This window comes from Nocardia sp. NPDC004168, from assembly GCF_040610355.1.
In the GTDB taxonomy this organism is placed as follows: domain Bacteria; phylum Actinomycetota; class Actinomycetes; order Mycobacteriales; family Mycobacteriaceae; genus Nocardia; species Nocardia sichangensis.
On sequence record NZ_JBEXME010000001.1, the window covers coordinates 495,524 to 508,402 of the forward strand.

Genomic DNA, 12,879 nt, shown 5'->3' on the forward strand with positions numbered 1-12,879 from the left:
CGATTCGGCAGGGAGCAGGCGGATCACCACAACTGCATGACGCTGATCTGTACGACGATTTGGGGGGCATCTCGATGAGTGATCTCTCGGTAGAGACCGAAGCGGTCCGGGCGTTCGCCGCCACGAACGCCGGTATCGCCGGTGATCTCGCGGGGGCGGGCAATTTCGACGCGGTGAAGAACGTTTCGGCGCTCGTCCCGGTGTTCGGCTTGATCGGGGCCGATTACCTGGCGATGTTCGCCGCGGCGCAAGTGTTGCAGGCCAAGGACATCAACGATCTGTCCGCCAAGTACGCCAAGCTCTCGGACTCGGCGTTCAGCGCGGCCGCGGCCTACGACGCGGTCGATTGGTCCAACGCGGGCGCGCTCGGGTCGATCGCGGGCCAGATCGGGGGCGCGGTATGAGACCGCTGGACAGCGGCGTCATCGCGCCGGAAGATCACGCCGTCGCGCACGCGGCCGAACAGAACGTCGCCATCGGCCAGCAGACCGTGCTGGACGCATTGCAGCAGACACCGGCACAGGCGGTGCTCGACCTGCCGCTGCCGCAGTTGCCCGAAGATCTGCCGCCCATCGAGCCGCCCGCATTCGTGCTGTCCCGCAAGATCTCCGAGGATCAGCAGTCGGCCGCCACCGTGCCCGCCGGTCTGCCCGGACTGGGTGGTACACCGAGCGCCGAGGACGGGCACGGGATCGCGCACGATACGTCCGCGCTGCTCGGGGACACGAACGCCGCGGTCGGCCAGATCGGTGCGCCCGCGGTCGAAGCCGCGCTCGATCAGGCGAACGGCGTGCTGAACGGTGCGCTCGCCGCCGCGCCGAGCGCGATCAGCGGCGCGGTGAACCAGGCGGCGGCCGCGGCCGGATCGCTACCCGCCTTGCCCGCCGATCCGGTGGCCGCCCTGCTCCAGGGTGTCGCGGTGCCCGCGCTGCCCGGCGTCGACGTCTTGATGAAGCCGATCCTGGACCTGCTGAGCAGCTTCGGCACCGGCGTCATCGGCGCGTTCGATCCGACCGCGATCCTCAGCCAGTCCTCCAAGGTCATCGAGATGGCCATGCAGGTCGGCAAGGGCAGCATGAGCACGGTCGAGCAGCTGTGGCAGAGCCAGGCCGCGCGCAACGCACAGGCCACGAGCCAGCAGGCGAACGTGCAGGGACAGGAGACCAGCCAGCGGGGCATCGACATCTCCGAGCTCACGCAGCGTGCTGCCACGGTGGTGCAGCAGGGCAACGCGCAACTGCTCGGCATCGCGTCGTCGTTCGCCACCCAGGCGACCGCGCTCGCGCCGGTGATCCTCACTCCGCCCGCCCAGGCGACGCTGATGGCCTCGGCCACCGAACACCTCGGTCAAGCCGTCGGCGTGGTCAACGCCACCCGCGGCGACCTGGCCGGTAAGACCGCCGAGCTCAGCGGCATGGTGCAGCAGCTGGTCGCGCCGGGCGGCGGGCCCGCGCCGCAGGAGGTCGCGCAGGCGCTGGCGGAGAACGTCGGTCAGCCGATCCTGGAGCAGGCGCAGTCGACCGCGTCGGACACCGCGACCAAGGCGGCAGGCCTTGATTCCGCCACGCCGTCGACATCGACGCCCTCGACCACGCCGTCGTCGGTGCACAGCACCTCGCACAGCCCGACCACCAGCCACGGCACGCCGAGCAGCCTGCTCGGCAGCAGCCCCGGCCGTCCCGGCAGCCCGAGCGTGTCGTCGGTGCCCAAAGTCACCGGCCTGCCCGGCGCCACGGTCGCACCGATCCGGCCGGTCGCCGGCGTCCCGGGCACTTCGCTCGGTACCGGCACGCCCGCGAGCACCACATCCGCCGGATCGAGCAGCTTCATGGGCGGCCCCGGCGCCGCGGCGGGGCAGCGCGGCAACGACGAGGAACACTCCCGCACGGTGCAGCCCTACCTGAGCCCCATCGGCAACGACGACCTCACCGGCCCGCTGGGCGAGTCGACGCCGGACGTCATCGGGGCGACACACTCGGACGAGATCATCAGCTCGGACTACGAGCAGGACCAGTTCTGACGGACGCCGGGTAGGCGACGCGCCGCACCCGGCCCGAGCGGATCAGCGCCGGGCCGGGTGACGTGCAGAGTCTCAGTTGTCCTGCGTGAACGAGTCGATCAGTTTCCGGTAGAGGTCGGCGAACCGTTTACGCGCGGCCTGCTGCTCGGCGCCGAGCCCCTCGGTGGTGTCCGGCGAGTACACCACCAGATGGACGTCGTCCGACGGCGACTGCGGCATGAAGTCGATGATCCGGCTGCTCTGGTCGGTGGCTTTCGGCACGCCGAGGTCCACCGTGGCGAGCGCTTTGGTCTCCGCCAGCGCCGCGTTCAACACATCGGGCGGGATATGGCCGTCGATCCGCTTCGGCGGGGTCTCGGGACGGCGCTCGGCGGCCACCGCATCGGGGCTGCTCACCGCACGGCCGTCGGCGAAGATCTCCAGCTGCGGGCGCAGATCCGTCCGGGCCTGCCAACCGTCCGGAATGGTGGTCAGCGTGAACAGTGCCAGCGGCGCGGCGATCGGCGGTAGCGCACTGGGGCGATCCAGTGCCGGGTCGGCCGTGGCGGCGCCCGAGCCCACCGCGACGATCAGCGTGACAACCAGCAGAACGGCTTTCGTTACTCGCATCGATCCCATCTTCCGGTGCTGTCCGTGTCCGTCTGCGGCACAGACGAACTGCCGTAGATCATGACAGCGCGCCGACCCCTGGCGGGAGTCGGCGCGCTGTATCGATCGGATCCGGCGCTACCGCAGGCCGGACGGGTTGTTCAGGTCCGGAGCCGAGTACGTGTCGCAAGCCCTCACCTGACCGGTCTTGTAGCCGGTGAGGAACCACTTCTGCCGCTGCTCGGACGAACCGTGCGTCCACGCTTCGGGATTCACCCGGCCCTGGGCGGCACGCTGGATGCGGTCGTCGCCTACCGCGGCGGCCGCCGACAGCGCGTCGTTGACATCCTTGTCCGACAACGGTTTCAAGAACGGCTGGTTGCTGCCGGGCGCGGGCTGCTTGTCCGCGAAATGCGCCCAGATGCCCGCGTAGCAGTCGGCCTGCAATTCGGTGCGCACCGCGTCGGAGTCCGCGCCGCGTGGATCGCGCTGGGCCCGGCCGATGTCGCCGAGCAGGTTCTGGATGTGATGGCCGATCTCGTGCGCCACGACGTATTCCTGCGCCAGCGGGCCGCCGCTGGAACCGAATCGATCCACCAGTTCCTGGAAGAAACTGGTGTCGAAGTACGCGGTCCGGTCGGCCGGGCAGTAGAACGGTCCCACCGCGCTGGTGGCGTTGCCGCATCCGGTCGAGGTGGCTCCGGAGAAGAGCACGACCTTCGGCTGCTGGTAGCGCTTTCCGGCCTGCTTCGGCAGTTCGGCCGACCACACCGCGTCCAGGCTCTGCGCGGTGAGCGCCACCCGGCAGTCGACGTATTTGTTGGCATCCGCCCCGGTCTTGCAATGGCTCGGCGTGCCGGCCGTGCCCGGCTGCGTCTGGCTCTGGTCCTGCGAGCCGGTGAAGTTGCCGAGGATGGATCCGGGGTCGCCGCCCAGTAGCAGCGCCAGCACCAGCACGATGAGCCCGCCCGCGCCGCCGCCGAGCGCGAGCTTGCCGCCCATGCCGGGACCGCCGGACGAAACCCGGTCGGGGTCGATCTGCATGCCCTCGTTGAAGGTCATCGTCGTCGCTTTCTCGCTCGTCCCCGGGGTCACCCAACCCTCGGTCGTCGGCGACCCCGGTTCACACTCCCTCGGATACAGCTTGGCACGGGCGCGTCGATATCGGTTTTCACTCACCGAATGTGTCTCACTACGATGGACTCGCACTTGGTCACACCGCGCCGGTGCCAGAGTCGTCGAAAGGAACCCCGTGCTGCGCACCCACTTGGCTGGTTCGCTGCGAAGCGAGCATGCCGGTCAGACCGTCACTCTCACCGGCTGGGTGGCGCGGCGGCGTGACCACGGTGGGGTGATCTTCATCGATCTGCGCGACGCGTCCGGTGTGGCCCAAGCCGTTTTCCGCGAGGGCGAACCCGCCGAGCAGGCACATCGGCTGCGTGCGGAGTACTGCGTGCGCGTCACCGGCACCGTGGAACCGCGGCCGAGCGGCAACGAGAACCCGGAACTGCCGACCGGCGCCATCGAGGTGAACGTCACCGAGCTCGAGGTGCTGAACGAGAGCGCCCCGCTGCCCTTCCAGCTGGACGAGCAGCCGGGTGAGGAAGCGCGCCTGAAGCACCGCTACCTCGATCTGCGCCGCGAGGGCCCGGCACACGCCATCCGGCTGCGGTCCAAAGTCAACGCGGCCGCCCGCGAGGTGCTCGGCCGCCACGAGTTCGTCGAGGTGGAGACCCCGACGCTGACCCGGTCGACGCCAGAGGGCGCGCGCGACTTCGTGGTGCCAGCCCGCCTGCAGCCGGGCAACTTCTATGCCCTTCCGCAGAGCCCGCAGCTGTTCAAGCAGCTGCTCATGGTCGGCGGCATCGAACGCTACTTCCAGATCGCGCGGTGCTACCGGGACGAGGACTTCCGCGCCGATCGTCAGCCGGAGTTCACCCAGCTCGACATCGAGATGAGCTTCGTGCGCCAGGAGGACGTGATCCTGCTGGCCGAGGAGATCCTGGTCGCGCTGTGGAAGCTGGTCGGCTACGAGATCCAGACCCCGATCCCGCACATGACCTACGCCGAGGCCATGCGCCGGTTCGGTAGCGACAAGCCCGACCTGCGTTTCGGCGTGGAGATCACCGAGTGCACCGACTACTTCAAGGACACCCCGTTCCGGGTGTTCCAGGCGCCTTATGTCGGCGCGGTGGTCATGCCGGGCGGTGCGAGCCAGCCGCGACGCCAGCTCGACGCCTGGCAGGAATGGGCCAAGCAGCGCGGCGCCAAAGGTCTGGCGTACGTGCTGGTGAACGAGGACGGCACACTGGGCGGCCCGGTCGCGAAGAACCTCACCGAGGCCGAGCGCGACGGCTTGGCCAAGCACGTCGGCGCGGTTCCGGGTGACTGCGTGTTCTTCGCCGCGGGCGCAGCGAAGGCGCAGCGCGCGCTGCTCGGCGCGGCGCGGGTGGAGATCGCCCGCAAAGTCGGTCTCATCGATGCGGACGCCTGGTCGTTCGTGTGGATCGTGGACGCGCCGCTGTTCGAGCCGACCGTCGAGGCGACCGCCAGCGGTGACGTGGCGGTGGGCCACTCCGCCTGGACCGCGGTGCACCACGCCTTCACCTCGCCGAAGCCGGAGTCGCTGTACACCTTCGACACCGACCCGGGCTCGGCGCTGGCCTACGCCTACGACATCGTCTGCAACGGCAACGAGATCGGCGGCGGCTCGATTCGTATCCACCGTCGCGACGTGCAGGAACGGGTCTTCGACGTGATGGGCATCAGCCCGGAGGAGGCGCAGGAGCAGTTCGGCTTCCTGCTGGACGCCTTCGCCTTCGGCGCGCCGCCGCACGGCGGCATCGCCTTCGGCTGGGACCGGGTCACCGCACTGCTGGCGGGGGAGGACTCGATCCGCGAGGTCATCGCGTTCCCGAAGACCGGCGGCGGTGTCGACCCGCTGACCGACGCGCCCGCGCCGATCAGCGAGCTGCAGCGCAAAGAGGCGGGTCTGGACGTCAAGCCGGAGCAGAAGAAGGGCGAGCGCGCCGAGACCGCCTCGTAGCGGGCGCTCGCGCGAACGGTACCTTCTGGGCAGTTACGCCTGCCCGATCGCGAGGAAACCCGTTGCTGCACTTGCGCCTGATCAGCCCGCCGGATCTCACCGACGAGGTGCTCGCGGTACTCGCCGCCGATCCCGGGGTCACGCACGTGACCCTGGCCCGCGGTGCCGCGCTGGAGCCGAAGGGCGATCTCGTCCAGGCGGACGTGGCTCGTGAGGCCGCCAACGACGTGCTCGACGACTTGACCGCGCTGGGCGTCTGCCGGTCCGGCGGGATGACGCTCACGCCGGTCGAGACGGTCCTGTCGGAGGCGGGCGAGCGCGCGGTACACGAGGCGCCCGGTGATCCGAGCGACGCGGTGGTGTGGGAGGAACTGCTCGCGCAGACGCATGAGGAGTCGAGCCTCAACGCGACTTTTCTCGCGTTCCTGACGATCGCCTGCCTGCTCGCGGCCGTGGGCGTCGCGACCGATTCGCCGGTGACGATCGTCGGCGCGATGGTCGTCGGCCCGGAGTTCGGTCCGCTCGCCGCTTTCGCGGTCGCGTTGGTGCGCAGGGACTTCGGCCTCGCCCGCCGCTCGGCCCTCGCGCTCGCGGTGGGGTTTCCGGTGGCGATGGTGGTCACGTTGGTGGCCACGGTGGTGTGGGAACAGGTCGGCTGGATCACCATGGACGGGGTGAGCGGCGTCGAGCAGGTCGACTTCATCTATCAGGTGGGCCCGTTCTCCCTGGTCGTCGCGCTATTGGCGGGCGCGGCCGGCATGCTCTCGCTCGTGACGGCGAAGTCGGCCGCGCTGGTCGGCGTGTTCATCTCGGTGACCACCGTGCCCGCGGCCGGATTCGCCGTGGTCGCGGCGACCTTGGGGGAGTGGCGGGTGGCGTTCCTGTCCGCTGGCCAGCTGGCGGTGAACATGGCGGGCATCATCGTGGCCGGGATCATCGTGCTCCAGCTCCGGCCGCGCGCGGGCAGCGAGGCCGGTCCGGTGGAGCGGTTGCAGCGCTGGATCGGCATGCGCGCACCGGCCGAGAAGTGAGCGGGCCTCACGCCGCGGCGACGGTGCCTCCGGTGAGCACTCGGTAGGCATAGGTCACCGCGATCACGGAGACCGGGCCCGCGATCAGCAGGCCGAGACCGCACAGCAGCGTGCCCAGGAACGTGATCACCAGCACGGCCAGCGCGAGCAGCAGCACCTGCACGGCGTTGGCGACCACCAGCGTGAAACTGGACTTCAGCGCCTCGAACGGACCCTGGTCCTGATCGACGACGAAGTGCAACGAGAACATGCACAGCCATCCGGCGATCAGTCCGGGAAGCAAGCAGAGCGCCGCGCCGAGGAAGGTCAGCGTGAATGCCAGCAACGCGGTGAGCAACACGTTGCCCGCGTTCACGAATCGAAAGTATGCGCCGAAAGGCGGTGGGGTGCCGTCGGTTTCGTACAGTGCGCCGCGCACCATCGCCGCCTGCAGCAGCCACACGCCTGCCATGACCGCCAAGAAGATCAGCAGCAGCGGCAGCATCGACGTCGGGTCGGTGAGCTGAACGACGACCACGAACGCCAAGTAGATGACGAGGCCCACCGCGGTCACCCCGAACCACGGCCCCGGATTTGCCCAGAGTCGCGCCCAGCCGTAACTGAGCGCCCGGCCCACGTCCAGTCTGCCGGGACCGGTGGAGACCTGCTGGTAGCCGTAGATCGGCTCCTGCGCGGGCGCGGGGCCGGACTGCGCCCAGCCCGGCCCGGTGCCTTGCGGTCCGTAGCTGGGGTGCCCAGCGCCCACAGGCGGCGGCGGCTCCAGCGGTTCGTTGCCGTAGTGCGCCGCGCCGGGGCCTTCGAACTGCGGATATCCGGCCGGACCCGCCATCTCGTGGCGGGCGTGGCCGGTCCCGGGGCCGGGAGCCTGCGGATTCGGGCTCTCGTGCTGCCCGGGCCTGGCCGCGAAGCGTTCGTCATCGTTCGGCACGGGAGCGCCGCCACCTGATTGTTTGGGTGCGGAGGGCGGGATCTCGGTCATGCGTAGACCTTTCCACTCAACTGGTTTGCGGTGTGGCGCAGGGCAGTTGACGATGAGAAAACCCGACGGGTGCGGAGGTGTCAAGCGACCTGCGGCCGCCGTCCGGCCATGCCGGAGACACGCCGAGCGACGCGGAAAGGTTGTGTAACCGCTCGCTAGAAGTGACCCCATGCGAGTACTTTGAGAGGCGATGACCGCACTATTGGCCGAACGCGCCGCCGAAGTCGTGTCCGCAGCGCAACAGTTGCTCACAAAGCGAATGGGTGCTCCGGTAAAGCTGAGCGATCCGATCGAACTCAGCGGTAGTGGTAGGACGACGGTCCTACGCGTGCGTGTAGCGGAGAACGCCTTTTCATTGCCGCGAACCCTGATCATCAAGCAGGTCCGCGGCGCGGCGCAGGATCGCCGGACCGGCGGCTTGGCGCCCGGGGTGGCCAGCGTCGATTCCGCGTTCCTCCGCGAGACGGTGTCCTATCAGTTCACCACCGCGTTGAGCCGGGAGCACCGGCCGGGCGCGTACCTGGTCGCGCACAGCCTTCCCGACCGTCTGCTGATCCTCAGTGACCTGGGTGAGAACTCCCTGCTCACCGCCGTGCTCCGCTCCGGGGCCGAGCCCGCGGGCCGCAACGCCCTGATGGCGTTCGCTCAGGCGCTGGGCCGGATGCATGCCGCCACCGTCGGGCGCGAGGCGGACTTCGTCGCGCTGCTGCGCCGAGTGGACGTGGTGCACCGGGTGGACGGCATCGCCCAGCAGGCCGAGTCGGCGATCGCCGAGGTGCCCGGTCTGCTCCAGCGCGAACTGGGTATCGAGGTGCCGGGCGAGATCGCCGAGCGCATCGTGCGCGGCAACCGGCTGTACTCCGCGGGCCGTTTCCGCGCGTTCAGCCCGTCGGACCTCTGCCCGGACAATGTGATCTTGAACGAGGAGGGTGCTCGCTTCCTCGACTACGAGTGGGGCGGGTTCCGCGACGCCACCTTGGACATCGCCTACGCGCTGGTGTCCTTCCCCGGCTGCCTGTGCGATGTCGAGCTCTCGCGTGAGCGCGCGCGGCAGATGGTCGAGGCCTGGCGCGCGGAGGTCGTGGGCGTGTGGCCCGCGCTGGCCGATGACGACCAGCTGGCCGAACGCATCCTGGAAGCTCGGCTGATCTGGGTCTGGCTGTCCACTTACTGGTTCCTGCCCGCCGATCACACCCGTATCGCGGCTGCCAGGGAGCACGGGCTGTCGGTGCCGCGCTCGGCGGCGCTGATCAACCGCTGGGCCGCGCTCGCCGAAGACGCGCGGTGCACGGGTGACGACATCGTGGGAGATTTCGCCGAGGACGTATCGGCGATGCTGGAAGAACGCTGGGGCGAGTAGGCCGCGCACCCGGGGGCTGCTGCCTCCGGAGACGGCGCGCGGCCGCCCCGCGCTAGCCGAGCGGGACCTGCCGCGGCTCGATCCGTCCCCCGCTGCGCACCGCGAACGAAGCGCCGTAGCGTACATCGGAATTCGGGTCCGCCACATCCAGCAGGTAGTACCAGTCCATCTGCGCGTGGTCGGGGGTGATCTCCAGCACGCCGTAGCCGTGCGAGTCCAACTCCACATAACGCAGATGGCGGTTGACCGTCTTGATCGCTTCGGCGATCGGAGCGGAATTCGTGTGGACCATGTCGCCGATGCTGGTCGAGGTCACCGACGGCACCACGAACTCGGCGCCCGCCGTCACGCCGCCCGGGTAGCTCGCCACGTCCACGGGGAGATCGGCGGCCCACGAGGAGTGGATGTCCCCGGTCAGGAACAGCACGTCGGAAATTTGCTGATCGATGATGGCGCGGAACAGCCTGGTGCGGTCGGCGGTGTAGCCGTCCCACTGGTCGCCGTTCAGCGACGGACCGGACTGCGGGACGCCCATGGTGCTGGTGATCGCCGCCGTGGTGGCGGGCTCGAGCGGCGGGAAGACCAGCGGGGCGATCATGACCGAGTTGCCGACCAGCTTCCACCGCACCGGCGCGGAGGCCAAGCCCGCGGTCAGCCATTCCATCTGCGCCTTGCCGGTGATGGTGCGCGCCGGGTCGTCGGCCTCGCGCCAGTTCGCGCCCGGCTTCGCCTCCTGGTCGCGGTAGCTGCGCAGATCGAGCATGGTGAGCTCGGCCAGGGTGCCGAAGCGCAGCCTGCGGTAGATCCGCACGTCGGCGCCGGAGCCGGACGCCCGGACCGGCATCCACTCCAGATAGGCCTGCGCGGAGGCGGCGCGCCGGTCGGCCCAGCTGCCCTCGGTGGCGGGATCGTGATTGTTCGCGCCGCCGGACCAGGAGTTGTCCGCGGATTCGTGGTCGTCCCAGGTGCAGATGAACGGCAAGGTGGCGTGCAGGCCGAGCAGATCCGGGTCGGTCTTGTACTGGGCGTGGCGGATGCGGTAGTCCGTCAAGCTGACGGTCTCGTTGGCCGGATCGTGCGGGCGTACGGCGCCGTTGCGGCCTCCGTACTTGCCGCGGCCGTACTCGTAGATGTAGTCGCCCAAGTGCACGATCGCGTCCAGGTCGGTGCGGGCGGTCAGGTGACGGTAGGCGCCGAAGTAGCCCGCCTCCCAGTTCGAGCACGACACCACGCCGAACCGAAGGCGATCCGGTGTGTCCGCCGTGGCGGGCGCGGTCTTGGTGCGGCCCACCGGAGAGGTCTGGCCCAGGGCGGTGAATCGATAGAAGTACTCGACACCGGGAGCCAGGCCGGAAACGTCGACCTTGACCGTATGGTCGGAGTCAGCCGAGGTCGTCACGGCGCCGGACGCGGCGACCGAGGCGAACCGCTCGTCCGCCGCGATCTCCCACCGCACGGTCGCCGGGTCGCCCAGGCCCGAGCCGGGCGTCGCGTCGTCGGAGACGGTCACGCGGGTCCAGACGATCACGCCGTCGGCAAGCGGGTCCCCCGAGGCCACGCCGTGCCGGAACACCGGTGTCGCGGCTTCCGCGTCACCGCCGCCCAGCACCGCGGTGGCGGTGGCGGCGGCCGCGCTGCCCTTGAAAAGAGTGCGCCGAGCGAAGCGCGCGGTGGACGAGGGATCTGAAACGGATACGTTTTCAGGCACGGGTACCGATCCCATCCGAAGTACCGGCGACACGCAACTCCGTCTGTCGCCGCGCCGGTCGAGACCGCGCGGCCGCACCGGAGACGCATCCGGGAACGGCATGTCGTGCTGTCGGTGCGCCTCGGTAACGTTCTTGTCGTGAGCGATGGTTTGTTCGACGTGCCCGGAGCCGCGGTGCCTCCGGAGCATTCGATCGACACCGTGGTGCGCCGGGACGCGGGTGCGCCGCTGGCCGTGCGCATGCGCCCGGCCACGCTGGAGGAAGTGGTCGGACAGCAACATCTGCTCGGTCCCGGTTCGCCGCTGCGCAGGCTGATCGAGGGTTCGGGCGCCGCGTCGGTATTGCTGTACGGCCCGCCCGGCACCGGCAAGACCACGCTCGCCTCGCTCCTGTCCCAGGCCACCGGCCGCCGGTTCGAAGCGTTGTCGGCGCTCTCGGCCGGGGTCAAAGAGGTGCGCGCGGTCATCGATGTGGCGCGGCGCAGGTTGGCTACGGGCGAGCAGACCGTGCTGTTCATCGACGAGGTCCACCGCTTCTCCAAGACCCAGCAGGACGCCCTGCTCGCCGCGGTGGAGAACCGCATCGTCCTGCTCGTCGGCGCGACGACCGAGAACCCGTCGTTCTCGGTGGTGTCGCCGCTGCTGTCGCGCTCACTGGTGCTGCAACTGCGGTCGCTCACGGAAACCGACATCCGCGAGGTGCTCGCCCGCGCGATCACCGATCCACGCGGGCTCGACGGCGCGTATACGGTGACCGAGGCCGCGCTCGACCACATCGTCCGGATCGCGGGCGGTGACGCCCGCCGCGCGTTGACCGCTCTGGAAGCGTCGGCGGAGTCCTCGCTCGACGGCACCGTCGACGTGGACCTGGTCGAAGCCAGCGTGGACAAGGCCGCCGTCCGGTATGACCGCGCCGGCGACCAGCACTACGACGTGATCAGCGCGTTCATCAAGTCCATCCGCGGTTCGGACGTCGACGCCGCGCTGCACTACCTGGCGCGCATGCTGAGCGCGGGGGAGGACCCGCGCTTCATCGCCCGGCGGCTGATGATCCACGCGAGCGAGGACATCGGCATGGCCGACCCGATGGCGTTGCAGACGGCGACCGCCGCCGCGCAGGTCGTGCAGCTGGTCGGTCTGCCAGAAGGCCGCCTCGCGCTCGCCCAAGCCACCATCCACCTGGCCACGGCCCCGAAGTCCGGCGCCGTCGTGGCCGCGATCGGCGCCGCCATGGCCGACGTCGCGGCGGGCAAGGCGGGCCCGGTTCCGCCCCACCTGCGCGACGGTCACTACCCCGGCGCGGCGGCGCTCGGCAACGCGCAGGGCTACAAGTACCCGCACGACGACAAGGACGGCGTGCTCGGCCAGCAGTACCCGCCCGACGAGCTGGTCGGCGTCGACTACTACCACCCCACCGACCACGGCCACGAACGCGAGATCGGCCCCAGAGTCGACAAGCTGCGCCGCATCGTCCGAGGCTGACCGGCCCGGTACGAGGCGTACTGTGTCGGTATCGGTGCATCCGACAAGGGGCGGAACGAACTGGAGGTTCCCGTGGCGGCGCCAGTGAACAGGCCACAGATGCTCGTCAGTGAGTTCGAGGAACTCGCCGAGAATGCCGGTGAGACGGTGCGACTGGAATTTGTGTTCGGGAGGGTGGGGGTCAAGGCTGTGCCGGAGGGGGACCACGACGAGGTCATCCGTTGGTTGACGCGCCATTTCCTTCTGCAACGACCGGAGATGTGGCTGTATCCGGAGCGCGGTTTGCAGGTCGAGTCGTACCGAAAGGGGCGAGTGCGTCCGGACGGGGTATTGGCACCTGACGGAAGTTTCGCAGGCGAGGGCGAATGGGCCGACCCGGCGAAAGTTCTCATGATCGTGGAAGTGACGTCGTATGACACCGACACCGATCGTCGGGATCGAGTTGAGAAGCCGCGCGCGTATGCCGAGACCGGCATCCCGGTCTACCTTCTCGTGGACCGAGACAGCTGCGAGTCAGTCGTGTTCAGCGAGCCGGAAGACGGTGTCTACAGCAAGACTGTGCGACGGGCATTCGGGAAGACTGTCGAACTGCCTGATCCGGTGTGTATGACGCTGGATAGCGAGCCGTTGCGGGGTTGGGTTCGCTGACCGGTCGCGGGGACGCG

At 69.4% G+C, this 12,879-nt stretch carries 11 protein-coding genes; 7 read left to right on the forward strand and 4 right to left on the reverse strand.

Annotated elements, in window-relative coordinates:
• Positions 1 to 74 precede the first annotated feature (74 nt).
• Together ABZW96_RS02495 and ABZW96_RS02500 are read left to right on the forward strand one after the other, a co-directional pair.
• Positions 75 to 404: a type VII secretion target gene (locus tag ABZW96_RS02495; protein WP_040867626.1), complete on the forward strand. Its 330-nt coding sequence runs from the start codon at positions 75 to 77 to the stop codon at positions 402 to 404.
• Positions 401 to 2,020 carry a hypothetical protein gene (locus ABZW96_RS02500; RefSeq protein WP_355070552.1) on the forward strand — a complete coding sequence of 540 codons (1,620 nt, stop codon included), beginning with the start codon at positions 401 to 403 and terminating at the stop codon, positions 2,018 to 2,020. Before ABZW96_RS02495 ends, ABZW96_RS02500 begins: the two co-directional genes overlap by 4 nt.
• 72 nt (positions 2,021 to 2,092) lie before the next feature.
• Here ABZW96_RS02500 and ABZW96_RS02505 read toward each other — a convergent pair whose 3' ends face one another.
• Entirely contained in the window at positions 2,093 to 2,629 is a 537-nt protein-coding gene (locus ABZW96_RS02505) for a hypothetical protein (RefSeq protein WP_355070554.1), read from the reverse strand.
• A gap of 117 nt (positions 2,630 to 2,746) precedes the next feature.
• Positions 2,747 to 3,670, reverse strand: a complete 924-nt coding sequence (locus ABZW96_RS02510) for a neutral zinc metallopeptidase (protein ID WP_355070556.1) — start codon at positions 3,668 to 3,670, stop codon at positions 2,747 to 2,749.
• A 190-nt stretch (positions 3,671 to 3,860) separates the two neighbouring features.
• Between ABZW96_RS02510 and aspS the strand changes: the two genes are divergently transcribed.
• A complete protein-coding gene (aspS, locus tag ABZW96_RS02515; protein WP_355070558.1) occupies positions 3,861 to 5,654 on the forward strand; it encodes an aspartate--tRNA ligase in 1,794 nt (597 codons plus the stop codon).
• Positions 5,655 to 5,716: 62 nt separating this feature from the next.
• Entirely contained in the window at positions 5,717 to 6,685 is a 969-nt protein-coding gene (locus ABZW96_RS02520) for a DUF389 domain-containing protein (RefSeq protein ID WP_355070560.1), read from the forward strand.
• A 7-nt stretch (positions 6,686 to 6,692) separates the two neighbouring features.
• Here ABZW96_RS02520 and ABZW96_RS02525 read toward each other — a convergent pair whose 3' ends face one another.
• Complete coding sequence (locus ABZW96_RS02525; RefSeq protein WP_355070562.1) at positions 6,693 to 7,664, reverse strand: hypothetical protein; 972 nt, start codon at positions 7,662 to 7,664, stop codon at positions 6,693 to 6,695.
• 190 nt (positions 7,665 to 7,854) lie between these two features.
• Between ABZW96_RS02525 and ABZW96_RS02530 the strand changes: the two genes are divergently transcribed.
• A complete protein-coding gene (locus ABZW96_RS02530; RefSeq protein WP_355070564.1) occupies positions 7,855 to 9,024 on the forward strand; it encodes a kinase in 1,170 nt (389 codons plus the stop codon).
• 52 nt (positions 9,025 to 9,076) lie between these two features.
• Here the strand turns inward: ABZW96_RS02530 and ABZW96_RS02535 are convergent, their stop codons facing one another.
• Positions 9,077 to 10,747, reverse strand: a complete 1,671-nt coding sequence (locus ABZW96_RS02535) for an alkaline phosphatase D family protein (RefSeq protein WP_355070566.1) — start codon at positions 10,745 to 10,747, stop codon at positions 9,077 to 9,079.
• A gap of 123 nt (positions 10,748 to 10,870) precedes the next feature.
• On the opposite strand from ABZW96_RS02535, the gene ABZW96_RS02540 reads away from it, so the two are divergent.
• Positions 10,871 to 12,214 (forward strand): replication-associated recombination protein A, encoded by a 1,344-nt coding sequence (locus tag ABZW96_RS02540; protein WP_355070568.1) that lies wholly within the window; start codon positions 10,871 to 10,873, stop codon positions 12,212 to 12,214.
• Between the two features lie 72 nt (positions 12,215 to 12,286).
• Positions 12,287 to 12,862 carry a Uma2 family endonuclease gene (locus ABZW96_RS02545; RefSeq protein WP_355070570.1) on the forward strand — a complete coding sequence of 192 codons (576 nt, stop codon included), beginning with the start codon at positions 12,287 to 12,289 and terminating at the stop codon, positions 12,860 to 12,862.
• Positions 12,863 to 12,879: the final 17 nt, after the last annotated feature.